Here is a 24,248-nt window from a genome sequence, read left to right on the forward strand (position 1 = left end):
TGCCCCGCGGGGGCAAATCAAGTATTCGGAAAGGAGGCGAAAGCCTGGTCTGGGGGCCGACTTGACTGAAAATAAAAATAGTCAAGTTTTTTGAACCAGGTGGAGAGCTTTGGGCAAAGTTATCGCTATTGCCAATCAAAAGGGCGGGGTAGCTAAGACTACTACTGCCGTTAATTTAAGTGCCTGTCTGGCAGTGAAGGGCAGAAAAACGCTGTTAATTGATATTGACCCCCAGGGAAATGCCAGTTCCGGTTTGGGAGTGGATAAAGATAAACTGGATGTTTGCATCTATGATGTTATTATTAATGGCTTGCCATTGTTGCATGCGGCTTTGCCTGCCGAAATTGCCAATCTGGAAGTGGTTCCGGCTACCATTCAACTGGCTGGGGCGGAGATTGAGCTGGTGGCCATGATTGGCAGAGAGAGCAAACTGAAAAAGGCTCTGGAAAAAATCAGGGATAAGTACGATTATATTATTATTGATTGTCCTCCCAGTCTAGGGCTATTGACCTTAAATGCCTTGACAGCAGCTGATAGTATTTTAATACCCATCCAGTGTGAATATTATGCTCTTGAGGGATTAGGTCAATTATTAAATACTATTGAGCTGGTGCAAAAACACCTTAATCCGGATTTACAGATTGAAGGGGTTTTATGTACCATGTTTGATGCCAGAACCAATCTTTCGCTTCAGGTAGTAGAGGAAGTAAAAAAACATTTCCCGGAAAAAATCTTTAAAACCATTATTCCCCGTAATGTTAGGCTAAGTGAAGCCCCCAGCTATGGCCAGCCTATTATTACCTATGATCCTCGTTCCAAAGGGGCAGAAATGTATCAAGAGTTGGCAGAGGAAGTGATTGAACGTGGCTAAAAAAGGCTTGGGTAAAGGTTTAAATGCTTTGATACCCGGGCGCAAGGAAGAAGAAACCCGGGAAAATGGGGTTAATGAAATACCGGTTGCCTTGATAGCGACCAACCCCTGGCAACCGCGGCAGGAATTCAATCAGGCTCGATTGGAGGAACTGGCCAAATCCATTGAAAAGAGTGGTCTAATTCAGCCCATAATCGTCAGAAAAACCGGTGATGGTTATCAATTGATTGCCGGGGAAAGAAGATTAAGAGCTTATCGGTATCTTGGCAAGGAGACAATTCCTGCTATTATCAGGGCAGTAGATGATGGTCAGGTTCTGGAACTGGCCCTTCTGGAAAATATTCAGCGGGAAGAGTTGAATTGTCTGGAAGAGGCAGAGGCAATCAGGAGATTACAGGAAGAATTCAATTATACTCAGGAAATGTTAAGTCAGAGGTTGGGCCGTTCTCGTTCGGCTATTGCCAATACCCTGCGATTATTGCAATTATCGGAGCCGGTTAGAAAAGCTTTACGAGATGAGCAGATAACTGCTGGTCATGGGCGGGCCCTCCTGGCTTTGAACAGTGAACAGGATCAGAACCTGGCCTTGAAACTGGTGATTGAAAAAGGTCTTTCAGTGCGGCAGACCGAAGAACTGGTAAAAAACTGGCCCCGACAGCAAAAAAGTGAACAGACCAGGGAAAAGAAAGAAAAGAAAGTGGCTGCTGTACTGGTTGATATAGAGGAGATTTTAAAAAGAAAACTGGGCACAGGAGTAAAGGTAAAAGGAAAAGAGAATAAAGGTAAAATCGAAATAGCTTATTACTCGGAAGAGGAGTTACAGAGGATAATTGAATTAATAGCCGGTGAGGAATGTTTCACGTGAAACATTTTAAATCAACACAGGGATAAACCTGTGTTATTTTTTTGGTAAAAATTTTGTCTATTCAGGGAGTAAAGCTGAATGTTATAATATTTAGCGTGATTAGAAAGAAGGTGAGAGGAGATGGATCCACTTACTCATGGAGTAATTGGTGGACTGGTGGCACTGGGGGCAGGTAATGCTGTCAGTTTATCAGAACCAGCTTTTATAGCATCAGTACTGGGGGCAATGGCACCTGACCTGGATATTGTTTATCATCTCAAAGGGCAATTAAGCTATCTGGAAAATCACCGGGGTAAATCCCATGGGCCAGTGGGCCTGATCCTCTGGAGCAGCCTGGTTACATGTTTTTTGGCTTTATTTTTTGATGATATCAGCTGGCAGACCTGGGTTTGGGCTTTAATTGGTGGAATTAGCCATACCTTAATGGATGCTTTTAATTCCTATGGTATCCATTTTACCAAGCCTGGTAGAAGTAAAAAAATCTCATTTAATCTGGTACAGGTGTTTGATCCGATAATTTTGCTGCTGGGAGTACTGGGATTAGTGTATTCCTCGCCATTTCAGGCAAGATTTGCTCTGCTGGCCATTGCGGGCTGGATGGTGGTGCGTTATTGTTGTCGCAAAATAGGAGAGAATAAAATTAGAACCTGGCTATCCAGAGTAAAAGGCCAGCAACCGGATAAAATTATAGTAATGCCAGCGATGTGGGGATTGTGGAAATGGGATTTTGTGGCTGAATTTACCAGTCAATACATCAGTGGTAGCTGGTGGATGAATACGGATAAAAAGGTGATTTTTAAAGAAATTGATAAAGTGGAAAGGGATATAAAAGAGAAAGTTCTGGAAACGGAAGCGGGTAAATTCTTTACCCTTTTGACTCCTGTTTATGCCATAACCAGAGAACGATGGCAAGACCGGGAAGCTTTTGTTCTCTATGACCTGCGCTATTTAGTGGGTGACCGCTATTTACATCGGGCAACTGTGATTTTGAACGAACAGGGCCAGCCTCTAACCCAGGTGATTCAGCCCTTTAGTGAGCAAAATTGTATAAATTTATAAACATTGAACCCGCTCGTACCCCGGGCGGGTTTATCATTGAGGCAAAATGTGATATGATACTATATATACAGCTTAAAAGGGGGGAAATACAAAGTGATCTACCTGGATAATGCAGCTACTTCCTGGCCCAAACCCCCGTCGGTAGCAGAGGCAATGACCAAAGCAGTGAAGGAACTGGGGGCCAATCCGGGACGAGCAGGGCATCAGATGGCATTAGAAGCAGGTAGAGGTATTTATCGTACCAGGGTTTTATTAGCGAAGTTGTTTAATATCAAAAACCCGTTACGGATTGCTTTCACCCAGAATGCCACTTATGCCCTAAACCTGGCTTTACTGGGTCTCCTTCAACCAGGAGATCATGTAATCACTTCTACCTTAGAACATAACTCTGTTGCTCGACCCCTGTATTATCTAAGCCAGAGAGGAGTCAAAGTGACCAAAATCGGACTGAATGAAGCCGGGGAATTTGATCTGGATTTACTGGAGAAGTCTTTTCAGCCCAATACTCGCCTGGTTTGTCTAACCCATGGCTCCAATGTGAGTGGTCATATCTTGCCGATAGAAAAAATCGGAGCCCTTTGCCGGTCCAGACAGGTCAAGTTTATGGTTGATGCGGCGCAGACAGCAGGGGTTATCCCCGTGGATATAGAAAAGATGAACATAGATATTCTGGCTTTTCCAGGTCATAAAGGGTTATATGGACCCCAGGGCACCGGTGGTTTATATATAGCCGAGGGGATTGAACTAAAACCACTGGTTACCGGAGGTACTGGTTCCCATTCGGAATATATGGAGCAGCCGCAAGTAATGCCAGACCAGCTGGAAAGCGGCACTCCCAATACTCCGGGGATTTTCGGTCTGGGTGCCGGTGTAGAATTCGTTTTGAAAACGGGAGTAGAACAGATCCATGCCCGGGAACAGGCATTAACAGAAAAATTGCTGGCCGGTCTGAGAGCTTTGCCTGAAGTTATCGTGTATGGGCCGGCCGAAGAACGTTTGCCGGTGGTTTCCATTAATATCAAAGGGGCAGAGACTTCAGAAGTAGGGTTTATTCTGGACAAGGTCTTTAATATTGCCTGCCGTACCGGTTTGCACTGTGCACCGGAAGCCCACAAAACTCTGGGAACATTTCCGATTGGAACAGTGCGTTTCAGCCCGGGCTGGTTTAACACAGACGAAGATATAGATAAAACAATCGAGGCAATTAAAACCATAATTAAAGAGATGAAGGGAGCATAGGGAGTGGGGACGATTATCAATGTACTGGCGATTATCGCCGGTACTATTATCGGGATTATTCTGGGTCGCAGTTTTAAAAAGGACATAGCTGATACCATCCAGCAGGGTCTGGCCCTGGCTGTACTCCTGATCGGGGCCCAAATGGCTGCCAAAGAGACGGATACTTTGATTGTGATTTTTGCCCTGGTCATTGGCGGCTGGTTGGGGAGCTGGCTGGAAATCGAAGAAAAATTGCTGGCCTTCGGTCGCTGGGTGGAGAACAAAATGGCAGCCCAGGGGGAAGGGAAGGTTGCTGCTGCTTTTATGACGGCCAGCCTGATTTATTGTGTTGGCGCTATGGCTATTATGGGTTCTCTGGAAGAAGGATTAACAGGCAAATATGATACTCTGTTAGCCAAAAGCCTGCTGGATGGGGTCTCGGCCATTATTTTTGCCTCCACCATGGGCTGGGGTGTGGCTCTTTCGGCCCTCTCCGTAGGGGTTTATCAAGGAGCGATTACTTTACTGGCCGGCTGGATTAAGGGTTTTCTTTCTCAGGCTGTTATAAATGGTATGACGGTAACCGGCGGCTTATTGATTGTAGGTATAGCCTTTAATATTCTGGGCTATAAGCCAATTCGGGTTGGGAATCTTTTACCGGCTATTCCGATTGCGGCTATCTTGATGTTACTAAAATAGATAATGAAAAACCCCCGTCAAGGGGGTTTTATTATTACCTACGCCAGTAGGCAGCCCAGGCTTCCTGATATACTTTCAACAGGGATTGACCGCTTATTTCAGCAATACGCTTGCAGTCCTCATACTCAGGAGCCGCTTTTTGGCCGGAAACTTTGAATCTGATCATGCCCCAGCGGGTTTCCACTTCCTGAATCTGACGAGGAAGGGCTCTGCGTTTAACTGGCCATTTGCGCCAGCCCAAAGAGGTAGTGGATTCCGCCAGGATTTGTTCAACCTGACCCAGAGATTCCGCGGGGCAAAGCAAGCCTAAAGTAAAGGCCGGGCGGCCCTTTTTCATCAATATCGGGGTATACCAGGCATCATTGGCGCCGGCGGCTAGCAGTTTATCCAGCACATCGGGCAGGGTTTCCGGTTGCTGGTCATCGATATTTGTTTCCAGTTGCCACAAATCTTCTGTAGTCAGCTCGGACAGGGGCTGGTAGAGGATGGCCCGTAAAATGTTGGGCTGTTTTAAAGTTTTGCTACCGGCTCCATACCCGTAGGCCAGGGGTCGGCCCGGAGGGAGGGCGCCCCATTCCTGAACAAAATAACCCAGGATTGCTGCCGCAGTAGGAGTAAGCAGTTCTCCTTGCTCTTCTCCCTGGTATACAGGTATATCCTTGACCAGTTCCAGCGTAGCCGGGGCGGGGACGGAAATTAGCCCGTGCTGGCATTCAATCATTCCTGACCCCAGCGGTAAAGGAGAACAGCCGATAAATGCGGGTTGCAGATAAGATAGGGCCAGGCAACAACCTACTATATCGATAATGGCATCAATGGCTCCCACCTCATGAAAATGGACCTTTTCAATAGTAGTACCGTGAACCCTGGCTTCAGCCTCAGCCAGACGGCGGAAAATGGCAATGGACTGATCCTGAACTGGGGCAGGCAGTTCACTCTCTCTGATCATAGTCTCGATATGGTGCAGGTGCCGATGCGGCTGGGATTCTGGAAAATCCACCTCTAAATGCAGACTGCGAAGGCCGTGGTGTTTTTTTTCCTGCCAGTTCAGCTGCCAGCCCTGCAGGGGTAATGTCTTCAATTGTTGTTCCAGCCAGGAGACTGGTACACCGCAATCAACCAGGGCGGCCAGCAGCATATTGCCGGCTGCTCCAGTGGGGCATTGGAAATAAAGGCCGATACCGCTCATGTTTCTACTCCCCCCAGACGATTGATGGCATTGGCGAGGGCAGCCGCTCCATAACCATTATCGATATTGACTACACCGATGCCGGGAGCACAGCTGTTTAACATGGTTAACAGGGGTGCCAGGCCTTGCCAGTGACTACCATAACCCACACTGGTGGGTACAGCGATAACCGGTTGGCTAACCAGCCCGCCGATAACACTGGGTAAGGCTCCCTCCATGCCGGCGACACAAATGAGAACATTACAGCGCCGAATTTGGGGCAGGAGATGGAGCAAGCGATGCAGGCCTGCTACACCTACATCATAAAACTTCTGCACCGGGTTACCCATCATTTCGGCACAGAGAGCTGCTTCTTCTGCTACCGGCAGATCAGCGGTTCCTGCCGCCAGAATACCGATAGTGCCCAGTTTACGTGGGCGCTGGGGCTGACCATAAGTTAAACAGCGGGCCTGAGGGTGATAGGTCAATTCCGGCAGGGCTGAAAGCACCTTTTCCGCCTTAGGCCGGCTCACTCTGGTTGCAATCACTGTACCGTGATGTTCCTTGAGATGGCTGAAGATCCTGATTAACTGTTTAGCGGTTTTGTTTTGACCGAAGATTACTTCGGGAAAGCCCTGCCGCAGCTGGCGATGAAAATCCAGTTTGGCAAAGCCCAGGTCGCGGAAGGGTAAATCCCTGAGCTGGTCCAGAGCTGCTTCGGGACTAATAGAGCCATCACGAATTTGTTCAAACAGGTTCAGAAGTTTATTTGTATCCATTTTTCACTTCCTCCGACAGGTTTTCATTCATACTGCCACTGCGAAAACCCTGCAAATCCAGGGTAATATAAGTGAAACCCAGGGATTTGAATTTCTCCAGACACTGCTGGCGTAGATTTTCATCAGTTACCAAACGGGCCAGCTGGTCAGGAGCCAGTTCCAGACGGGCAATTTCACCGTGATGACGGACGCGGCAGGGCAGGAAACCCTGCTCTATTAACCAGTTTTCCCCGGCATCGATTTGGAGTAATTTTTCTCTGGTAATAGGGCTACCATAAGGGAAGCGGGAGGACAAACAGGCAAAAGAAGGTTTGTTCCAGGTGGGCAGCTGCCATTCCCGGCTAAGCTGCCTGATTTCTTCCTTGGTTAAACCGGCTTCCAGCAAGGGGCTGATGACTCCAGCCTCTCTGGTAGCCCGGCGGCCCGGACGAAAATCGCTGGCATCATCGGCATTGGCGCCATCATAAATCACCTGTAATTGGTATTGTTGCTGAATAGATTGTAGTTTATGCCATAGTTCCTTTTTACAAATATAGCAGCGGTCAATGGGATTGGCCACAAATTCGGGATCGGCTAACTCCTCCGTTTCCACGGTAAGCAGACGGGCTCCCAGTTGCCGGGCCAGCTGGACCGCGGCCTGGCGTTCCCTTTCCGGATAGGTTTCGGAAAAAGCTGTAACCGCCAGAACCTGATCCGGGCCCAGGGTTTTCAAAGCTGCCTGTAGTAGGAAGGTGCTGTCAACCCCTCCCGAAAAAGCGATCAGGCAGCTGCCATTTTCTTTCAATATCTGTTGCAGACGTTTCAGTTTAGCTTGCATAGCCAAGTTCCTCCTCCAGATGTTACTGCTGACATTGTAAAATGTTGCATCAGCAAAGTCAATGATAGTATACTCTTAAATATAGGAAGGAGGATATGGGATGGAGTTAAACCAGATTTTGCTTCTGATCGGGGCGTTTGAAGGCTTGTTATTCATTTTGTTGATACTGTTCTGGGTTCTGACCAATCGTAAAACAGCTGTCTTGAAAAAATTCCTGCAATCTGCGGAAGGCAGGGATTTGGTAGGATATTTACAACAGCTGGCCGAACGGCTGGATTCCCTGGAAAAACAGGTGAATGAATTGAAGGAAAAACAGATTAAACAGCAAATTACCTTAACTCGTTGCCTGCAAAATAAAGCAGTGGTGAGGTTTAATGCTTTTGAAGACACGGGCAGTGATCTCAGCTTTGCGGTGGCTTTGCTGGATGAACGAGGAGACGGGGTGGTATTGAGCAGTTTGTATGGGCGGCAGGATTGCCGTACCTATGCCAAACCGCTAAAAAATGGCCAATCCCGCTATCCTCTGACTGATGAGGAAAAAGAGGCAATTGCCCTGGCTTTATCGCCCAGAAAAAGCGAATAAAGGGTATGAAAGTAACCGGCCGGGGATACACTAGGCCGGGAGGGGTCTGGTATGTTTGTCAACCGCTATGAAGCAGGCTTGCTGCTCAGGGAAAAAATTAAAGGTAAAAAACTGATTAACCCCCTGGTTGTAGGGGTGCCCCGGGGAGGCATTGTGGTCGCAGCTCCTCTGGCAGAATTACTGGAGGCCCCCCTCAAGGTGATTATTAGTAAAAAGATCGGCTTGCCCCGGAATGAGGAAGTGGCGATGGGAGCAATTACTCCTGGTGGAGAAGCAATAGTGGACTGGGTGCTGGCCAAAAGAGCGGGCCTTACCGATAGCCAGGTGGAAATGGCTATCAGCAAGGCCCGTACTGAATGGGAATTGAAAAAAGAAAAATACCTGCCCTGGTGGGCTGAGGATTTTGAGGACAGGGATGTTATCCTGGTTGATGACGGTATTGCTACTGGTTATACCATCAAGGTAATAGTCAATTATCTAAAAGAACAGCCTTTACTTCAGCTCTGGCTGGCCATTCCCGTGTTGCCGGAAGAAAAACTGGAAGAATTTCTGCCATTAGTTGATCAGTTAGTCTATTTGAAAGCGCCCTCGGATTTCTACGCTGTTGGCCAGTTTTATCAGGATTTTTCCCAGGTGGAAGAAGACGAGGTATTGCGGTATTTATCCTGAAAGTTTACCCAGAGCCTGCTGGCCAGGGAGAGAGCGGAACTGATTGCCTGGGCCATTTTCATTACCACAAACAGACGGGTATTTTGCAGAACGAAATATTCCATGAAACCGCCCACATTAACTATACCGGTAAGATGGATCTGCCCCACCGGGGGCAGATTTTTATTTACCCCTGCTCCTGGCTTCAGGGGACCGCGGGCCAGGGTTATATGACCCACGCTGTCCAGATTGCCTAGAGAGGCGTCAATGGCGATAACGAAAGGATTGGGCCAGGTTTTGTAAATATGCTGGAGTTTTTCTGCCAGGTTGGCAGCATGAACCGGTTCTTCCAGGGTACCCAGTATCCAGAAGGGCTGACAGGGTTTTTGGCTGAGAAGAGTACCGATCAGAGGCCCCAGGGCATCGCCGGTGGAGCGATCGGTACCAATACAAAGTATTAATATGGGCTGACCTGGCAAGACCAGGTCCACCAGCTGCCGGACCAAAAGGCGGGAGAGTTTATCAACAACCAGAGGGTCATCCACGTGGATTTTGTGTTTTTCCATGGGTAACCTCCTGAAACAGAGTTATATCAGAGTATACGCCATTTACCCTCTTTTTATACTTGAACTGCAGGTCTGTCTAAAAAATATACAAGCCAGGCAGGGAAAGGGAGGAATATGTTGAATTATTATTGTAGTGCATAGGTACGGAGGTATTGGTATGGCCGTTGTTAAGACTATCCAGGAAAAATGTAAAAGCTGTTATGCCTGTATCCGCAATTGTCCGGTAAGAGCAATAAAAGTAACGGATAAGCAGGCCCAGATTTTGCCGGAAAGATGTATCAGCTGCGGTAATTGTGTCCGGATATGTGCCCAAAAAGCCAAACAAATAGAAAGCGACTGGCAGCGAATCAGCGAAATGCTGGAAAAAAGCGCAGACAGCCAGTAATAGCTATTCTGGCCCCTTCCTTTCGGGTGGCTTTTCCCGAGTTTTCTGTAGGTCAGGTAATCATGGCTTTAAAAGCAATTGGATTTAATGAGGTTGAACCGGTTACCAAAGGAATTGAATTGACCGTACCGGTTTATCGGGAATATCTGGCCCGGGTAGAGAAAACGACAGTGATCAGTTCATATTGTCCGGCGGTAGTGATGCTGATCCAGAAACATATGCCGGAATTGATCCCCAATTTAGCTCCCATCGATTCAGCGGTGCTGGCCCTGGCCAAATACCTGAAACTGCAAAACCGGGAAAACCGGGTGGTATTTATCGGGCCCTGTGTAGCTAAAAAAGAAGAGGCCAGGGACGAAAATCTGGTGGGAGTGCTGGATGGAGTGCTGACCTTCAGGGAGATCCGGGAAATCTGGCAAGAAAAAGGAATCAGGCCAGCTATCTATAAAACGCCCCTCAGCTGGGAGGAAAGTTTGACTGAGTTGTTTCCTGTTTCGGGGGGATTGCTGCGCAACCTGGGCATCAAAGGTCGCGATTATAACCTGGAACTGGCTGTGGTTGAAGGTAAAGATGAGTGTCTCAAAGTACTGCAGGCTGTTAAAAGGGGAGAGTTTAACGGGAAATTTCTGGATATCCTTTTTTGTCGCGGTTGTATAGATGGCCCTGAAATTGCCAGCCCCCTGGAGTTTTATGGCCGTAAAAGTCTGCTTTTTTCCCAGCAACGGTCCAGTCAGCCTCCAGTTCAGGGTTTAAAAGTTGCCGGTCTGGACCTTTCCCGCCGTTATATCAATAAGTATCAGCCTTTGCCTGAACCATCAGAGCATGATATCAGAGAGATCCTGAAATTTACCCAGAAAATCAATCCGGAAGATGAGTTGAACTGTGGTGCCTGTGGTTATGAATCCTGCCGGGAAAAAGCCAGGGCGGTTTATCAGGGACTGGCGGAAATTCATATGTGCTTGCCTTACCTGCTCAACTTATCCCAGGGGGAAATCGAATATTATAAAGATCGCTTGCGCAATTTGGATCGCGCCAAACCGATGCTGAGTCTGGAAAGAATTCTGGGGGATTTGCCGGAAGTAGCCCATATCAAGGCTTTAAGCGAAAGGGCAGCCCAGAGCGATTCCACCATTCTCATCACCGGGGAGAGCGGAGTAGGTAAGGAAGTGCTGGCCCAGGCTATCCACTATTTAAGCCCGCGGGCCAATGGGCCGTTTATTGCCATCAACTGTGCTGCTTTGCCGGAGATGCTGCTGGAATCGGAGTTGTTCGGCTATGAAGAAGGGGCATTTACCGGTGCCCGCAAAGGAGGTAAACCCGGCAAATTTGAGCTGGCCAATGGCGGCACCCTGTTGCTGGATGAAATCGAGGATTTACCCCTGACTATGCAGGCCAAACTGTTACGGGTTCTGCAGGAAAGGGTTATAGAAAGGGTAGGAGGAACCAAATCCATTAAAGTGGACATCAGAATCATTGCTGCTACCAACCAGGACTTAAAAAAGATGGTAGCAGAAGGCCGTTTTCGGGCGGACCTTTATTATCGTTTGAATGTTATCGGTATTCATATTCCTCCACTGAGAGATCGTATCAAGGATTTACCGCGCCTGATCGATATAATTGGGGAAAAGCTGTACCGGGAAAAAGGGATTACCCCAAAGGTAATTGCCAAAGAGACTCTGGATTTACTGATGACTTATCACTGGCCGGGTAATATTCGGGAACTGGAAAATGTCCTGGAGCGCTCCATGTATCTGGCAGAAGGCAGTGTGGTGAGACCGGAACATTTGCCCTCCTACTTGTTCGAGAAGGATTTACCGAAAAGAAGGGTGCAAATCAAACCCCTAAAAGATGCGGTGCGGGAACTGGAAAAGGAATTGATAGAGGCAGCTCTGGCGGAAGCAGGGGGAAACAAGGTTTTAGCTTCAGAGTTGCTGGGAATTCCAAGGGCAACCCTCTATTTGCGATTAAAAGAATTTGGCTGGTTGTCTGAAAATTAAACATATGATTAGAAATTATACAAATTGATTGTTAACAAATAGAACAATTTCAGGGGGAATCGGATGTTTAGCAGGCCCGGAGTTGTTGGCATAAATATTGCTATAAATCAAGAAGGTGACTGCATGAACACAATTGACAGAAGAAGATTTATCAAGTTACTGGCACTAGCCCTGGTTGTTACTGCAGGGGAGAATTTTGCCTGGGCCAATGAACCTGGTCTGGGCCTAATTGGCTGGTACCGCGGAAATTCCTGCGGTGGTTGTGTCCTCTCCCTGCTGGCGACAGGAGAAGCCCCGCCAGGGGTTCATCCCTGGCTGGAAGAGCAGCCAACTGCGATGGATGTACTGATAGTGGAAGGGGCGGTTGATTCCGGGGACAGGCAGCTGCAGGAAATGTTGAAAAGGGCCCGCTGGATACTGGCTTTCGGTACCTGTGCTGCTTATGGTGGAATGGCAAAGGAAGGCGGCGGGGAGCGAGAATGGCAGGGGCTAATCGATCTGGCTCCTCTGAAGAAATTGATAGCCATTCCGGGATGCCCACCCAAACCTGGCTGGTTGCTGTCCACATTGACCGCTTTGCAGGTGGGACGCAATCTAGAGCTGGATGATTTTGCCCGGCCGCTTGAGATTTTTGGCGGTACCATCCATGATAATTGCCCACGCCGGCAGTATTTTGACAACAGCCGGTTTGCCCAGGCTCCGGGGGAAGTGGGATGTTATTTGCTGCTGGGTTGTAAAGGTCCTATAACCTTTGCTGATTGTTCCCAGCGCTTGTGGAATGAAGGGGCCAACTGGTGTGTCAGCGGCGGGGGACCCTGTATAGGGTGTACACAACCCGGGTTTCCACAAAATTTCGCTCCTCTGACTACCAGGTTGCCTCAGGTGGCTCTGCCTGGAATCGAAAGTACGCCGGAAACAGTAGGTAAACTGGCTTTTACGGCAGCCATGACCGGAATTGCAGCCCATTATGGCTATTCCCTCTGGCAAAAAGGCAAACGGGGAGGGAAGGCCGATGATTAACTGGCAAAGAGGTCTGGCTGTTCCGGTGCTGTTTACCGAAAAGGCAGGGATTCAAGCCAGGACGCCTCGTAATTCTTTGCTTCAGGATAAGTATATGCTGGATCTGCCTTTTTTCCTGGCCCGAACCCAGGGAGAGCTGGCCAACAACCTGACCCTTCTGGGTATAACCGCTATCGAGACATTAACCGGACTGGAAGTGAGTACGGGAGTCAAGAAAAAACGTCTGTTAATCAGGATGTTTGACTGGTTTATCTATCACAGTATTCGTCTCTGGCGGCGAGACCGCGATCCGAACTGGTTAGTAGCAATCTCCCAATGCCATAGAGTGCTGGCGGTTCTAACCGGACGCAGTCCTATGGGTTGTGGCCTAACAGTGGGAGGAGCAGGAGCTCCTTTAACCACCGAGCAGTGGCGGTTTATCAGAATTTCTCTGGATTGGCTGGGGGATTATCTGGCCAGGAAAAAAACAGAAAGCTTTTTACCCTTACCTCAAGAAGAAAAATTGCATGAACTGAGTCAGGTCTGGCTGGCAGCACAGGACTTAGAAGGTATGGCAGGAGGAAAAGTTGTTGCTGACGGCCAAGAACAGGAGCTGGATTGGTCCCGGATCAAGATACAACCCGCTGGTCTGTATTATGATGACCGGGTATGTCTCATAGGCCCCCTGGCCCGGCAAAAGATACAGGGCTACCACCACCGGGGCTATCTGGCGGCAATGCTTACTGAACTGAAAGTCATGTTACCAAAGGCGGATAAATTGCTAACAGAACTCGGTCAGGGAAAAGGTGAAATGGGCAGTCGCTGGCCGGAACGGTGTGAGGGTGAACTTCAGCTTTTTCTGGAAACTCCGGCCGGTCCAGCTGGGCTTCAGCTCAGGCTGGAAAGGAATAAAGTTGCTGCTGCGCGGCTACTTACCCCTGACCTATGGCTCAATTCCCTCTGGCTGGAAGGGCAGCGGCAGGGAATTCTTACCGAAACGGACATTTACGCTTTGGCCAGGGACTGGGGCATCCCTGTCAGTTTAACGACAGGGAGGCGGTTATAATGCATCCCGCTCCGGTACGCCTGGTGCATTGGTGGAATGTAACTGCTATCAGTTTCCTGGTTTTATCCGGGTTTTATATACATGATCCTCTCTTCTGGGAGGGTTGGTTTGCCGGGATGGATCGGGCCCGCCTCGTTCACCTGGTAGCCGGCTGGCTGCTGGTGGCAGCGACCTTTTATCGCTGGGGATTCGCCCTGGTCACAGGTGAATGGCGGCAGGTGGTTTTCCGCTGGCAGGACATGAAAGATTTAAGACAACTGCTTAAATATTATTTATTTCTTACTTCTAGCTACCCCCAAAAGGGCAAATACAACCCCGGGCAAAAGCTAGCCTACACCCTCCTCCCCTTTCTCATCATAGGGCAATTGGTTACTGGAGTCATTTTGTTGAAGCCTGCCCTGGCTCCGGTGGCTTTTGCCCTGGGGGATCTTGCCCGATTGCGACTGATACATTATCTGCTGACCTGGGTGATGCTGGTGTTTGTGCTGGGCCATCTCTATCTGGTTTTGCAAAGTGGCTGGCAAAACATCAAGACCATTATCCGGGGCTAAACTAACTGAGGGACTATGTATCTTTCCCCGGAGATACAGTCCATATATTTCCCCCCAAGGGCTTTGCTTCGGGAATTGAAGCAAAGTCTTTTTTTTATTAAAATGGGGATGGGAAACGGAGGCGAAAATATGCATGAAATGGCCTTGATGGCGGGGGTTTTTGAAATCATCACTGCAGTTATGGCTGAACATCCCGGCAAAAAAGTAACCAGAGTAACCATGGAAGTGGGAGAATTGACCCATGCTCTGCCTGATTCCCTGCAAATGTGCTTTGCAGCCTTTGCCAGGGGAACGGTATGTGAGGGAGCAGAACTGGAAATCATTGAGATACCGGTAGTGTTAAAATGTCAGGAGTGTGGCTGGCAAGGGAGAACGACCGGCAGTTTTGTCGCCCTTTGTCCTGACTGTCAAAGTCCCAGAACGGAAATCACCGCTGGCCGGGAGTTAAGGGTCAGCAGTTTGGAGGTAGAAGATGATGAAAATAGAGATTAAAACCGATATCCTGATCAGCAATGACCAGCAAGCTGAATTAAACCGCCAGAACTTCCGGGCCGCAGGTGTTAAGGTATTCAATTTCATGGGCTCACCGGGGGCAGGAAAAACTACTCTGCTGGAACGCACCATCGCTGAACTTAAAAATAAATTGCGCCTGGCGGTGATCGAAGGGGATATTTATACCAGTAAAGATGCTGAGCGCATTGAGGCGCACGGAATCCCAGTGGTACAAATCAATACCGAAGGAGCCTGTCACTTGGATGCCAGAATGGTAGCAAGAGTCTTACCCCGATTTGATTTAAACAATCTTGATCTGCTGATTATAGAAAATGTAGGCAATCTGGTCTGCCCGGTGGAATTTCAGCTGGGGGAAGATGCAAAAGTGGCTGTCCTGAGTGTAATTGAAGGGGATGATAAGCCTCTCAAATACCCATTGATTTTCCGGGAATCGGAAGCGGTTGTTGTCAACAAAATCGATCTCTTGCCTTTTTGTAATTGCAATATGGAGAGCCTTACAAGAGATATACTATCCATCAATCCAGATATTAAAATCTTTCCGGTTAGCTGCCGGACCGGGGAAGGTTTGCAGGAGTGGATTGATTGGCTATTCAGAAGGACAGGTGCCTAATCGAAGGGCGCATGTCCTTCTGTTATAGAAAAGAAGAGACAAATAAAAAATTTTGTTGACAGTTTTAACTCAAAAATTATATAATAAAGCTGCCAGTAGAAAGGTTATATACAACAGTTACAATGTTGTAACGAAGGGGGCAGGACAGCAGGACGGCGACGAGGTTGGCCTTATTCTGCAGGTTTGCTCCTGTTTTTCTTTTCAGGAGAAAACAGGGCAGTCTAAGGTCGGGTAAAAAAAACAAAAGGGGGAAAAAGAATGCTGAAGAAAAAGGCAAGTGCTGTGTTGGCTGGTTTGTTGGCATTGTCCCTGGTAGCCACCGGTTGCGGCGGTAACAGTGGCGGCGGGGAGAAAAAGGAAGGCGGCTCTGGTTCTGCTGATAATGTCATTAAAATCGGCGGTAACTTCGAAACCACAGGTGGTGTAGCTACCTTTGGTCAGGCTGCTGTCAATGGTATTAAGCTGGCTTTCAAAAAGAAGAATGAAGCTGGCGGTGTTCTGGGCGGTAAGAAGTTAGAACTGGTGGTTGCGGATAACAAATCCGAACCTGCCGAGTCTGCCAATGCCACTACCAAACTGATCAACCAGGACAAGGTTGTGGCCATTCTAGGTGCTACTACTTCCAGTAACACCCTGGCAGCAGTGCCGGTGGTAACTGCTTCTCAAGTTCCGCTGTTGTCTACTTCGGCTACTAACCCTAAGGTAACGGTAAACGAGAACGGCCAGGTTAATGAATGGGTTTTCCGGGCCTGCTTCATCGACCCCTTCCAGGGTACAGTGATGGCTAACTTCGCTACCAAGGACTTAGGTGCTAAGACTGCTGCCATCATGATCGATACCAGCTCTGACTACAGTAAAGGTTTGGCTTCTTTCTTCAAAGAAGCCTTTACCAAGAATGGTGGCACCATTGTAGCTGAAGAAGGCTATGTCCAGAAGGACACCGACTTTAAAGCTGTTCTGACTAAAATCAAGGGCAAAAACCCTGATGTAATTTATGTACCCGGTTACTACGAAGAAGTAGGTAAGATTATAAAGCAAGGCCGGGAGCTGGGCATTACTGTTCCTTTCATGGGCGGCGATGGCTGGGATAGCCCCAAACTGGTGGATATCGCTGGCGCTGAAGCGTTAAATGGCACTTACTTCTCCAACCACTATGCTGCTACTGACCCCGATCCGGAAGTTCAGAAGTTTGTGGAAGAGTATAAGAAAGAGTACGGTCAGGTTCCTGACTCCATGGCTGTGCTGGGTTATGATGCTGCTCTGATGCTGATTGATGCTATTGAACGGGCTGGCGCTGCCGATCCCGCCAAGATCAAAGAAGCTCTGGCTGCTACCAAGGACCTGAAGGTAGTAACCGGTACCATCACTCTGAATGAACAGCATAACCCGATTAAAGCCGCTGCTATTCTGGAAATGAAGGATGGCAAACAGGTCTTTAGAACAAAAGTTAATCCCTAAGGTAGAATAACCAGGATGAGGGGGTGTTTGCCCCCTCATCCCTATGTAAGTCAAAGGGGTGAAAATCTTGGAATTTTTACAGCAATTGATAAATGGCATTTCTCTTGGAAGTATCTATGCTTTGATCGCACTCGGTTATACCATGGTTTATGGTATTATACGTCTGATTAACTTTGCCCATGGTGATATTTACATGTTAGGCGCTTTTGCCGGCTTTTTGGCTACTACCTACTTGCATTTGCCGCTGATTCCGGCGATTTTGCTGGCTATGCTGGTTTGTGCCCTGATCGGGGTTACCATTGAAAAACTGGCTTACAAGCCCTTGCGGCATGCACCGCGGATTGCGGTCTTGATTACTGCTATCGGTGTTTCCTTCTTTATTGAATATGGCACTATGTATGTGGCTACCCCGCAGCCCCGGACTTATCCTGCCGGTTTATTGAGTGAGCATACCTATAACCTGGGCGGGCTGGTGGTCAACAACCAGCAGATCTGGATTCTGGCTATTTCTATTGTGTTGATGCTGGCCTTACAGTGGTTTGTACACAGTACAAAAACCGGAAAAGCTATGCGTGCGGTTTCCCATGATACCGAAGCAGCTGCCCTGATGGGTATTAACGTGGATAATATCATTTCCGTCACCTTCGCCATTGGTTCAGCCCTTGCTGCTGCTGCCGGGGTGCTGGTGGGAATTTACTATAACTCCATCGACCCGCTGATGGGGATTATGCCGGGCTTAAAGGCTTTCGTTTCCGCCGTTCTGGGCGGTATCGGCAGCATTCCCGGTGCGGTTATCGGTGGTTTGCTGATGGGCACTACTGAAGCCATGGTTAGCGGTTTCTTCAAGTCCACCTATCGGGACGCTGTGGCCTTCCTGATTTTGATCGTTATCTTGCTGGTCAAGCCCTCCGGTATTATGGGCAAGCACGTGCGGGAGAAAGTGTAGGTGATATAACAGATGAAGATGAACTGGACCAAAACTCTGACTACCGCCGGGATTATGACCGCTGTCTGGCTGGCTTTTACCTTCCTGTTTAACCAGGGGATTATCGGTCCCTACTGGCAGCGGATTGTGGTTACTGCATTAATTAACATTATACTGGCTGTTAGCTTAAACCTGATCAATGGTTTTACCGGTCAGTTTTCCATCGGTCATGCCGGTTTTATGGCTGTAGGTGGTTATGTTTCCGCAGTCATTACAGTTAAGCTGGCTCCTCAGTGGGCTGCTGCTGGTGTAGCTATCCCCCAGTGGCTGCTGTTTGTAATCGCTTTGCTGGCGGGTTCCCTGGCAGCGGCGCTTATCGGTTTTATCATCGGTATGCCCACCCTGCGTTTAAAAGGGGACTACCTGGCCATCGCCACGCTGGGGATGGGGGAAATCATTCGGGTTATGATTCTGAACATCCCCTATGTGGGTGGAGCTTCCGGGTTTATGGGGATTCCTCCATACAGTACTTTTAACTGGGTCTTCTGGATTTGCGTAGGTTCCTATGTAGTGATCAAAAACTTCCTCTGGTCTACCCATGGCCGGGCCTGTATCTCCATCCGGGAAAACGAGATTGCCGCAGAGTCCATGGGAATCAATATCACCAAATATAAGGTTATGGCTTTTACCATGGGTGCATTCTTTGCCGGGCTGGCCGGTGGCCTGTTCGCCCATTACTTCTACATCGTGCATCCCAACTCTTTTGGTTTTCTCAAGTCCTTCGAAATTCTAGTTTATGTAGTTTTAGGCGGTTTGGGGAGTTTGTCTGGCTCAGCTGCAGCAGCGGTATTTGTTACTCTGATTTCCGCTTATCTGGCCGACTACCCCGAGTTGCGCATGATTATCTATTCTATCGTGTTGATTATAACCATGCTGTTCAGACCCCAGGGCTTGCTGGGTAACAAGGAACTCAGCCTGGATATCTTCAAGAAAGACAGAGGTGATAGTCGTGGCCTTGCTGGAAACTAAAAATCTCACCATTCAGTTCGGGGGTCTGAAAGCGGTTTCCAACTGCAATCTTTACCTGAACAAAGGGGAACTTATCGGTTTGATCGGGCCCAATGGTGCCGGTAAGACTACGGTCTTTAACCTCCTGACCGGGGTTTACAAACCCACTGAAGGGGATATCCTTTTTGATGGCAAAAGCATTGTGGGCATGAAGCCCTATCAGATTACCCAGTCCGGTATGGCCCGGACTTTCCAGAACATTCGGCTGTTCGGAGAGCTCTCTGTTCTGGAAAATGTTATGATCGCCTATCATTTCCATGCCAAACATTCCGTTCTGGATTCCATTTTACGCACTCCCCGGCATTTTCAGGGTGAGAAAGAAATGCGGGAAAAGGCCATGGAGTTTTTAAAAATCTTCAAGCTGGAGCACCGGGTTAATGAAAGGGCCAAAAACCTTCCCTACGGGGAACAGCGGCGGCTGGAAATCGCCCGGGCCATGGCCACTCAGCCCAAGCTGCTGCTTCTAGACGAACCGGCAGCCGGGATGAACCCGCAGGAAACTCTGGAACTGATGAATATGATCAAGTGGATCAGGGACCAGTTCCACTTGACGATTCTGCTGATCGAACACGATATGAGCCTGGTAATGAATGTTTGTGAACGCATATATGTGCTGGACTATGGCACCGTAATCGCCCATGGCACCCCGGCTGAAATCAAGAATAATCCCAAGGTTATTGAAGCCTATCTGGGAGAGGAGGTCCACCATTGATGCTAAAAGTAGAGAATATCGATGTTTATTATGGCGCAATCCACGCTCTCAAGGGGATCTCCCTGGAGGTAAACCAAGGGGAAATCGTGACTTTGATCGGTGCCAACGGGGCGGGCAAAAGTACAACCCTGAAAACCATCTCCGGTTTGCTCAAACCCAAATCCGGAGCTATCTACTTCGAAGGGCAGAATATCACCGGTAAAAAAGCTCCCGATATCGTGAAAATGGGGATTTCCCAGGTACCGGAAGGCCGGCGGGTTTTTGCCAACCTGACCGTGCTGGAAAACCTGGAGCTGGGAGCCTACCTGCGCAATGACAAGCAGGGTATCCAGGAAGATATGGAGAAGGTGTTTGTACGCTTCCCCCGTTTGAAGGAACGGTTGAAGCAGCTGGCTGGGACCCTCTCCGGTGGGGAGCAGCAAATGCTGGCGATGGGACGGGCCCTCATGTCCCGGCCCCGGGTATTATTGCTGGATGAGCCTTCCATGGGTCTGGCCCCGATTCTGGTGCAGGAGATCTTTAATATTATCAAGGATATTAATGCTACCGGTACCACCATCTTGCTGGTAGAGCAGAATGCCCATATGGCCCTGTCCATTGCCCATAAGGCCTATGTGCTGGAAACCGGTAAGATCGTACTGAGCGGTCCGGCTCAGGAACTGGCCCAAAGTGAAGAGGTTAAAAAAGCTTATCTTGGTGGTTAAGGCAAGCAAAAACCCGCCCTTTATTTAGGGCGGGTTTTTAAATGTTAAGAAAATGTAGTAAAACAAGGATTGAAAAAAGCAGGAGTTACACCGTTTGAAAACGAATATAACTTCATCCAATAAAATGGGAGTGAGGCCTTTGAACTGGTTAGATATCATTTTGGCAATCTTTCTGCTCTATGGTTTGATCCAGGGCCTGCGGCGCGGCTTTTTACAAACTCTGGCCGGGCTGGTTGGTTATGGACTGGGGATGCTGGCCGGTTTTCTCTATTACCGGCAACTGGGAAATATGCTCTTTCAGCAGTGGAAAGACAGTCCCGCCTGGCTGGCCCTGTTACAAAAAATCCTGCCGGTACCCCGGGAGCTATATGCCCTGCCGGCAGCAAAAATTTCCACCTCCACCATGCAGACCGCCATTAACCAGCTGGTCAAGGACCCGGCGGCCAAAGGACAATTTGAACACTTGCTGGCTCAGCTGGGCCAGGCCACTCAGGATCCTCTGGTTCACAATGCGGCGGAAGCGGTGTATCGCATGGTGGGATTGGCCCTGGTGGAAGGGATAGCTTTTGGCTTGCTGTTTATCGGGGTGACTACTCTTGTCCGCCTTACTGCCAGGATGCTGGGCAAGCTGATGGATGCGACCCCCCTGGGGTTAATCAATCGGCTGGCTGGCGGAGCTGCTGGCCTGGCCAAAAGCACCCTGGGGCTGGCCATCTTTTTGCTGGTACTGGCTCCCATGGCGCCCCTGGTTGCTCAGGAAAAAACAGGCGCTCTGGCAGAATTCTTTAAAGCAGTAAATAGTTCAATGATTTTGAATAACCTCAAACAATTTCTCGGGGGATTTTAAGGCGGAATCGAGGGTTCCGTCTTTTTTTTCTGGTCTTTTTGGGATAGAATAGTATTGTTGCCAGAAAACAAATTTATAATGGGGTGAAGAACATGGATTTTGCCAATGCCTGGGACATATACGCTGATAAAAGGCAACAGATTGAGCAGGTCAATCAGGAATATCTTCGTTTTTTAACCGAAGGGAAAACTGAACGGGAAGCAGTTGCTTATCTTGAAACTGAAGCTGTCCAGTCCGGGTTTGTGCCCCTGGCCCTGGTCATGAACGGGGAAGTAAAGGTTACGCCTGGACTCAAGGTTTATTTAAATTACCGTGAAAAAGCCTTTATTGCTGCTATTATCGGCCAGCAGCCCCTGGAAAAGGGACTGAATATCATCGGTGCCCATCTGGATGCGCCGCGGCTGGATTTAAAGCCCAATCCCCTCTATGAAGCGGAAAAACTGGGCTGGCTGAAAACCCACTATTATGGTGGTATTAAAAAATATCAGTGGGTAGCTCTGCCTCTGGCTTTACATGGCGTGGTCTTTACCCGCAGTGGACAGCGCCTGCAGATAGTTATCGGGGAAAAAGGAGAAGACCCGGTATTCACCATCACTGACCTGTTGCCGCATCTGGCAGCCAAACAGATGGAGAAAAAGGCAGCAGAGGTGATCAGTGGCGAAGGGCTGAACTTGCTGGTAGGCAGCATTCCCTGTGAAGATAAGGAGGCCAAGGAAAGGGTCAAGGCTGCCCTGCTCAAGATTTTAAAGGAGCAGTATGGTATCGAACCTGAGGATTTTGCCCGGGCGGAACTGGAAGCGGTCCCGGCTGGTCCGGCGCGGGAAGTGGGCCTGGACCGCAGCCTGATCGGCGGTTTTGGTCAGGATGACCGGGTTTGTGCCTGGACAGCCTGGGCTGCCTTGCGGGACCTGGCGGAAACTCCGGAATATACAGCTGTAGCCTTGCTGGTGGATAAAGAGGAAATCGGCAGTACCGGCAATACCGGGATGACGGCAGCTTTTTTTGCTAATATGGTGGCAGAACTGATCAATGCCCAGAGCCAGCCTTACAATGAAATTCTGCTCCGAAGGGCACTGGCCAATTCCCGGGCCCTTTCCGCCGATGTCAGTGTGGCGGTAGACCCCAACTTTGAAGGCGTAGTGGACAAATATAATGCTGCCCGTCTGGGGCAGGGACTGGTGGTGACCAAGTACACGGGGGCGCGCGGCAAGAGCGGTACCAGTGATGCTAATGCCGAATTTGTGGCCCGGGTTTTGCAAATTTTCTCCGAGGCCGATGTGCCCTGGCAGGTGGGAGAGCTTGGCGCAGTAGATGTAGGCGGTGGTGGCACCATTGCCAAATTCATGGCTGAAACGGGAATGGATGTGCTGGACTGCGGTGTAGCTCTGCTTTCTATGCATTCACCTTTTGAGGTTGCCAGCAAGGTAGATATATTTGCTGCTTATGAAGGCTACAAGGCGTTTTACCGTAAAGCAGGCCAGTAACAGGAGGTAAAGCCCATGTGGGACTGGCTGAAAAAATGGTGGCAGGGTCAGAAGAAATCGGAAACGGTAAACCCGCCGGAACCTGACTGGCGGCAACTACTGCAGACAGGCAGTGAAAGACAGCAAAGGCAAGCTGCCCTGGCCCTGCTGGGTCAGGGGGATCTGGCCGGTCTGGAACCGGTTCTGGCCATGCTTTGCGGTAAAGACCCCTTGCAGGCTTTAGAAGCCATGGAAGCTTTGCTGGCCTTTCCCGGCCGGGAGGAATTAGCCGCAATCCTCTGGTCCAGGTTGCCTTACACCGACAAGCTGGGGCAAAGTCGCTTGCTGGACTGGGCCGGCCGGGCCGGTTTGGCCCTGGACTGGTTGCAGAACTGGCAAAAAGCAGGTCTTCCCCTCAGTCCCGCCTTTTATTCCCTGGCAGCAGCTTACGGGGATGACCGTTATGCCGTTTTGCTGGTGGATTACTGGCAACAAAAACCGGACTGGCAGCGAGCAGAGGAGATCTGGCAATGGGCCAGCCGGCAGGGCAACCAGTGGCCCTGCCAGGCAAAGGAGTGGCTATTACCCTGGATAGAACAGCAACCTGACAATAGTTTGCGCCGCAGCTGGCTGGCGCGGTTGCAGGAGGTGGGATAGGTGAATTTCTGGGGAAGGTTCGTGCAGTGGGTAACTAATTGGGACATGTGGCTGGCAATAGCGCTAACCCTGGCGGGTGCCTGGGTGGTCATACGGCTGAGCCGCATTGGCATCAATCGCTTTATCAAGGGCTCAGGCCGGGCTTTGACCTTGCGGGGGATTTTATACAGTCTGGTAAAATACAGTGTTATTTTTTTTGTTATTATTAATATTCTGGACCGCATCGGTTTTGATACCAGAAGTATCCTGGCCGGAGCGGGAATTGCCGGTCTGGCAGTGGGTTTTGGTGCCCAGAACCTGGTCCGGGATGTGATTACCGGGTTTTTTATTATCCTGGAAAACCAGTATACTGTAGGGGAATATATCTCAACCGCCGGAGTCCAGGGTTTTGTAGAAGATATGGGCTTACGGGTGACCAAGATCCGGGACGCCGGTGGACAGCTGCATATTATCCCCAATGGCCAAATTAACCAGGTCACCAATTTCCACCGCGGTCCACTGCTGGCTACGGTGGATGTACCCATTGCCTATGAAGAAGACCTGGACCGGGCATTAACTTTGCTGGAACGGGTGTGCCAGCAAGTAGCAGAGGAACAGAAGGAATTGATTGTCAGTGGGCCGCAGGTGCTAGGGGTGCAGAACTTCGGTCCATCGGAAGTGGTAATCCGCATCATTGCCCGGGTACGGCCTATGGAACAATTTCAGATCGAAAGGCTTTTGCGACGGCGGGTGATGGAAGCCTTCAATGCGGAAGGGGTGGAAATTCCCTACCCCAAACAGGTGATGTTTATGAGCGGACTGACGAAGGAGGAGAACCGGCCCTATGGTGTTGAAACTGCTCGAGGGTGATATTGTAGAATTAAAAAAACCCCATCCCTGTGGCAGCAACCGCTGGCAGATTTTGCGCCTGGGGGCGGATTGCCGGCTGAAATGCCTGGGCTGTAACCACCAGGTCTGGCTGGAACGGGTTAAACTGGAAAAAGCGATCAAGAAGTTTATAGAAAGAGGTGCTGAATAAAA

At 49.3% G+C, this 24,248-nt stretch carries 28 protein-coding genes; 24 read left to right on the forward strand and 4 right to left on the reverse strand.

Features of this window, described 5'->3' with window-relative positions; all coding sequences use genetic code 11:
* Nucleotides 1-109 precede the first annotated feature (109 nt).
* The 5 genes from JDF658_RS11845 (at nucleotide 110) to JDF658_RS11865 (ending at nucleotide 4,712) form a co-directional block, all read left to right on the forward strand.
* Complete coding sequence (locus JDF658_RS11845; protein WP_079907781.1) at nucleotides 110-871, forward strand: ParA family protein; 762 nt, start codon at nucleotides 110-112, stop codon at nucleotides 869-871.
* Nucleotides 864-1,736, forward strand: coding sequence for a ParB/RepB/Spo0J family partition protein (locus JDF658_RS11850; protein WP_079907783.1), 873 nt, complete (start codon nucleotides 864-866; stop codon nucleotides 1,734-1,736). The genes JDF658_RS11845 and JDF658_RS11850 overlap by 8 nt, the downstream gene beginning before the upstream one ends.
* 120 nt (nucleotides 1,737-1,856) lie before the next feature.
* Entirely contained in the window at nucleotides 1,857-2,795 is a 939-nt protein-coding gene (locus tag JDF658_RS11855; RefSeq protein ID WP_079907785.1) for a metal-dependent hydrolase, read from the forward strand.
* A gap of 93 nt (nucleotides 2,796-2,888) precedes the next feature.
* Nucleotides 2,889-4,034: an aminotransferase class V-fold PLP-dependent enzyme gene (locus JDF658_RS11860; RefSeq protein ID WP_079907787.1), complete on the forward strand. Its 1,146-nt coding sequence runs from the start codon at nucleotides 2,889-2,891 to the stop codon at nucleotides 4,032-4,034.
* 3 nt (nucleotides 4,035-4,037) lie between these two features.
* Nucleotides 4,038-4,712: a DUF554 domain-containing protein gene (locus JDF658_RS11865; RefSeq protein WP_078666230.1), complete on the forward strand. Its 675-nt coding sequence runs from the start codon at nucleotides 4,038-4,040 to the stop codon at nucleotides 4,710-4,712.
* A gap of 34 nt (nucleotides 4,713-4,746) precedes the next feature.
* Here JDF658_RS11865 and larC read toward each other — a convergent pair whose 3' ends face one another.
* From larC to larE, 3 genes are read right to left on the reverse strand one after another with little or no spacing between them, the layout of a single operon-like run.
* Complete coding sequence (gene larC / locus JDF658_RS11870) at nucleotides 4,747-5,901, reverse strand: nickel pincer cofactor biosynthesis protein LarC (RefSeq protein WP_079907789.1); 1,155 nt, start codon at nucleotides 5,899-5,901, stop codon at nucleotides 4,747-4,749.
* Nucleotides 5,898-6,659 (reverse strand): nickel pincer cofactor biosynthesis protein LarB, encoded by a 762-nt coding sequence (gene larB, locus JDF658_RS11875; protein ID WP_078666232.1) that lies wholly within the window; start codon nucleotides 6,657-6,659, stop codon nucleotides 5,898-5,900. The genes larC and larB overlap by 4 nt, the downstream gene beginning before the upstream one ends.
* Nucleotides 6,646-7,476 (reverse strand): ATP-dependent sacrificial sulfur transferase LarE, encoded by an 831-nt coding sequence (gene larE / locus JDF658_RS11880; RefSeq protein WP_143311997.1) that lies wholly within the window; start codon nucleotides 7,474-7,476, stop codon nucleotides 6,646-6,648. The genes larB and larE overlap by 14 nt, the downstream gene beginning before the upstream one ends.
* Before the next feature lie 100 nt (nucleotides 7,477-7,576).
* On the opposite strand from larE, the gene JDF658_RS11885 reads away from it, so the two are divergent.
* Complete coding sequence (locus JDF658_RS11885; RefSeq protein ID WP_078666234.1) at nucleotides 7,577-8,059, forward strand: DUF4446 family protein; 483 nt, start codon at nucleotides 7,577-7,579, stop codon at nucleotides 8,057-8,059.
* A 51-nt stretch (nucleotides 8,060-8,110) separates the two neighbouring features.
* The gene (locus JDF658_RS11890) at nucleotides 8,111-8,728 is read left to right on the forward strand and encodes a phosphoribosyltransferase (protein ID WP_078666235.1); all 618 of its coding nucleotides are present in this window, start codon (nucleotides 8,111-8,113) and stop codon (nucleotides 8,726-8,728) included.
* Here JDF658_RS11890 and yyaC read toward each other — a convergent pair.
* On the reverse strand, nucleotides 8,677-9,273 hold the full coding sequence (yyaC, locus tag JDF658_RS11895) for a spore protease YyaC (protein WP_078666236.1): 597 nt from the start codon (nucleotides 9,271-9,273) through the stop codon (nucleotides 8,677-8,679). The genes JDF658_RS11890 and yyaC overlap by 52 nt on opposite strands.
* Nucleotides 9,274-9,430: 157 nt before the next feature.
* On the opposite strand from yyaC, the gene JDF658_RS14870 reads away from it, so the two are divergent.
* From JDF658_RS14870 to JDF658_RS11975, 17 genes are all read left to right on the forward strand, one after another.
* The gene (locus JDF658_RS14870) at nucleotides 9,431-9,658 is read left to right on the forward strand and encodes a 4Fe-4S binding protein (RefSeq protein WP_079907792.1); all 228 of its coding nucleotides are present in this window, start codon (nucleotides 9,431-9,433) and stop codon (nucleotides 9,656-9,658) included.
* Nucleotides 9,577-11,655 (forward strand): sigma 54-interacting transcriptional regulator, encoded by a 2,079-nt coding sequence (locus JDF658_RS11905; protein WP_079907795.1) that lies wholly within the window; start codon nucleotides 9,577-9,579, stop codon nucleotides 11,653-11,655. The genes JDF658_RS14870 and JDF658_RS11905 overlap by 82 nt, the downstream gene beginning before the upstream one ends.
* A 123-nt stretch (nucleotides 11,656-11,778) precedes the next feature.
* Entirely contained in the window at nucleotides 11,779-12,675 is an 897-nt protein-coding gene (locus JDF658_RS11910; RefSeq protein WP_159071984.1) for a hypothetical protein, read from the forward strand.
* Nucleotides 12,668-13,720 (forward strand): hypothetical protein, encoded by a 1,053-nt coding sequence (locus tag JDF658_RS14505; protein ID WP_159446630.1) that lies wholly within the window; start codon nucleotides 12,668-12,670, stop codon nucleotides 13,718-13,720. The genes JDF658_RS11910 and JDF658_RS14505 overlap by 8 nt, the downstream gene beginning before the upstream one ends.
* Nucleotides 13,720-14,271 carry a cytochrome b/b6 domain-containing protein gene (locus JDF658_RS11915; RefSeq protein ID WP_159071982.1) on the forward strand — a complete coding sequence of 184 codons (552 nt, stop codon included), beginning with the start codon at nucleotides 13,720-13,722 and terminating at the stop codon, nucleotides 14,269-14,271. Before JDF658_RS14505 ends, JDF658_RS11915 begins: the two co-directional genes overlap by 1 nt.
* A gap of 129 nt (nucleotides 14,272-14,400) precedes the next feature.
* A complete protein-coding gene (gene hypA / locus JDF658_RS11920) occupies nucleotides 14,401-14,763 on the forward strand; it encodes a hydrogenase maturation nickel metallochaperone HypA (protein WP_078666240.1) in 363 nt (120 codons plus the stop codon).
* Nucleotides 14,747-15,394, forward strand: coding sequence for a hydrogenase nickel incorporation protein HypB (gene hypB / locus JDF658_RS11925; RefSeq protein WP_078666241.1), 648 nt, complete (start codon nucleotides 14,747-14,749; stop codon nucleotides 15,392-15,394). The genes hypA and hypB overlap by 17 nt, the downstream gene beginning before the upstream one ends.
* 258 nt (nucleotides 15,395-15,652) lie before the next feature.
* Nucleotides 15,653-16,852, forward strand: coding sequence for an ABC transporter substrate-binding protein (locus tag JDF658_RS11930; RefSeq protein WP_079907797.1), 1,200 nt, complete (start codon nucleotides 15,653-15,655; stop codon nucleotides 16,850-16,852).
* A 64-nt stretch (nucleotides 16,853-16,916) separates the two neighbouring features.
* Nucleotides 16,917-17,798: a branched-chain amino acid ABC transporter permease gene (locus tag JDF658_RS11935; protein WP_107754354.1), complete on the forward strand. Its 882-nt coding sequence runs from the start codon at nucleotides 16,917-16,919 to the stop codon at nucleotides 17,796-17,798.
* Nucleotides 17,799-17,810: 12 nt separating this feature from the next.
* Nucleotides 17,811-18,806 (forward strand): branched-chain amino acid ABC transporter permease, encoded by a 996-nt coding sequence (locus tag JDF658_RS11940; RefSeq protein ID WP_078666243.1) that lies wholly within the window; start codon nucleotides 17,811-17,813, stop codon nucleotides 18,804-18,806.
* The gene (locus JDF658_RS11945) at nucleotides 18,787-19,557 is read left to right on the forward strand and encodes an ABC transporter ATP-binding protein (RefSeq protein WP_078666244.1); all 771 of its coding nucleotides are present in this window, start codon (nucleotides 18,787-18,789) and stop codon (nucleotides 19,555-19,557) included. The genes JDF658_RS11940 and JDF658_RS11945 overlap by 20 nt, the downstream gene beginning before the upstream one ends.
* Entirely contained in the window at nucleotides 19,557-20,261 is a 705-nt protein-coding gene (locus JDF658_RS11950; RefSeq protein ID WP_079907800.1) for an ABC transporter ATP-binding protein, read from the forward strand. Before JDF658_RS11945 ends, JDF658_RS11950 begins: the two co-directional genes overlap by 1 nt.
* Nucleotides 20,262-20,400: 139 nt before the next feature.
* Nucleotides 20,401-21,108 carry a CvpA family protein gene (locus JDF658_RS11955; RefSeq protein WP_159446631.1) on the forward strand — a complete coding sequence of 236 codons (708 nt, stop codon included), beginning with the start codon at nucleotides 20,401-20,403 and terminating at the stop codon, nucleotides 21,106-21,108.
* Between the two features lie 92 nt (nucleotides 21,109-21,200).
* Nucleotides 21,201-22,592, forward strand: coding sequence for an aminopeptidase (locus JDF658_RS11960; RefSeq protein ID WP_078666247.1), 1,392 nt, complete (start codon nucleotides 21,201-21,203; stop codon nucleotides 22,590-22,592).
* Nucleotides 22,593-22,607: 15 nt separating this feature from the next.
* The gene (locus tag JDF658_RS11965) at nucleotides 22,608-23,228 is read left to right on the forward strand and encodes a hypothetical protein (protein WP_078666248.1); all 621 of its coding nucleotides are present in this window, start codon (nucleotides 22,608-22,610) and stop codon (nucleotides 23,226-23,228) included.
* Nucleotides 23,229-24,077 carry a mechanosensitive ion channel family protein gene (locus JDF658_RS11970; protein WP_107754204.1) on the forward strand — a complete coding sequence of 283 codons (849 nt, stop codon included), beginning with the start codon at nucleotides 23,229-23,231 and terminating at the stop codon, nucleotides 24,075-24,077.
* The gene (locus JDF658_RS11975) at nucleotides 24,052-24,246 is read left to right on the forward strand and encodes a DUF951 domain-containing protein (protein WP_078666252.1); all 195 of its coding nucleotides are present in this window, start codon (nucleotides 24,052-24,054) and stop codon (nucleotides 24,244-24,246) included. The genes JDF658_RS11970 and JDF658_RS11975 overlap by 26 nt, the downstream gene beginning before the upstream one ends.
* The last annotated feature ends 2 nt before the right edge of the window (nucleotides 24,247-24,248 follow it).

This window comes from Carboxydocella sp. JDF658 (assembly GCF_002049395.1).
GTDB lineage: Bacteria > Bacillota.

What these genes read in the sequence shown, in the direction of transcription:
- JDF658_RS11855 (WP_079907785.1), top strand. Translation starts at nt 1,857, where the DNA reads ATGGATCCACTTACTCATGGAGTAATTGGTGGACTGGTGGCACTGGGG.
- larC (WP_079907789.1), bottom strand. Translation starts at nt 5,901, where the DNA reads ATGAGCGGTATCGGCCTTTATTTCCAATGCCCCACTGGAGCAGCCGGC.
- larB (WP_078666232.1), bottom strand. Translation starts at nt 6,659, where the DNA reads ATGGATACAAATAAACTTCTGAACCTGTTTGAACAAATTCGTGATGGC.
- larE (WP_143311997.1), bottom strand. Translation starts at nt 7,476, where the DNA reads ATGCAAGCTAAACTGAAACGTCTGCAACAGATATTGAAAGAAAATGGC.
- JDF658_RS11885 (WP_078666234.1), top strand. Translation starts at nt 7,577, where the DNA reads ATGGAGTTAAACCAGATTTTGCTTCTGATCGGGGCGTTTGAAGGCTTG.
- JDF658_RS11890 (WP_078666235.1), top strand. Translation starts at nt 8,111, where the DNA reads ATGTTTGTCAACCGCTATGAAGCAGGCTTGCTGCTCAGGGAAAAAATT.
- yyaC (WP_078666236.1), bottom strand. Translation starts at nt 9,273, where the DNA reads ATGGAAAAACACAAAATCCACGTGGATGACCCTCTGGTTGTTGATAAA.
- JDF658_RS14870 (WP_079907792.1), top strand. Translation starts at nt 9,431, where the DNA reads ATGGCCGTTGTTAAGACTATCCAGGAAAAATGTAAAAGCTGTTATGCC.
- JDF658_RS11905 (WP_079907795.1), top strand. Translation starts at nt 9,577, where the DNA reads ATGTGCCCAAAAAGCCAAACAAATAGAAAGCGACTGGCAGCGAATCAG.
- JDF658_RS11910 (WP_159071984.1), top strand. Translation starts at nt 11,779, where the DNA reads ATGAACACAATTGACAGAAGAAGATTTATCAAGTTACTGGCACTAGCC.
- JDF658_RS14505 (WP_159446630.1), top strand. Translation starts at nt 12,668, where the DNA reads ATGATTAACTGGCAAAGAGGTCTGGCTGTTCCGGTGCTGTTTACCGAA.
- JDF658_RS11915 (WP_159071982.1), top strand. Translation starts at nt 13,720, where the DNA reads ATGCATCCCGCTCCGGTACGCCTGGTGCATTGGTGGAATGTAACTGCT.
- hypA (WP_078666240.1), top strand. Translation starts at nt 14,401, where the DNA reads ATGCATGAAATGGCCTTGATGGCGGGGGTTTTTGAAATCATCACTGCA.
- hypB (WP_078666241.1), top strand. Translation starts at nt 14,747, where the DNA reads ATGAAAATAGAGATTAAAACCGATATCCTGATCAGCAATGACCAGCAA.
- JDF658_RS11930 (WP_079907797.1), top strand. Translation starts at nt 15,653, where the DNA reads ATGCTGAAGAAAAAGGCAAGTGCTGTGTTGGCTGGTTTGTTGGCATTG.
- JDF658_RS11940 (WP_078666243.1), top strand. Translation starts at nt 17,811, where the DNA reads ATGAAGATGAACTGGACCAAAACTCTGACTACCGCCGGGATTATGACC.
- JDF658_RS11950 (WP_079907800.1), top strand. Translation starts at nt 19,557, where the DNA reads ATGCTAAAAGTAGAGAATATCGATGTTTATTATGGCGCAATCCACGCT.
- JDF658_RS11960 (WP_078666247.1), top strand. Translation starts at nt 21,201, where the DNA reads ATGGATTTTGCCAATGCCTGGGACATATACGCTGATAAAAGGCAACAG.
- JDF658_RS11965 (WP_078666248.1), top strand. Translation starts at nt 22,608, where the DNA reads ATGTGGGACTGGCTGAAAAAATGGTGGCAGGGTCAGAAGAAATCGGAA.
- JDF658_RS11975 (WP_078666252.1), top strand. Translation starts at nt 24,052, where the DNA reads ATGGTGTTGAAACTGCTCGAGGGTGATATTGTAGAATTAAAAAAACCC.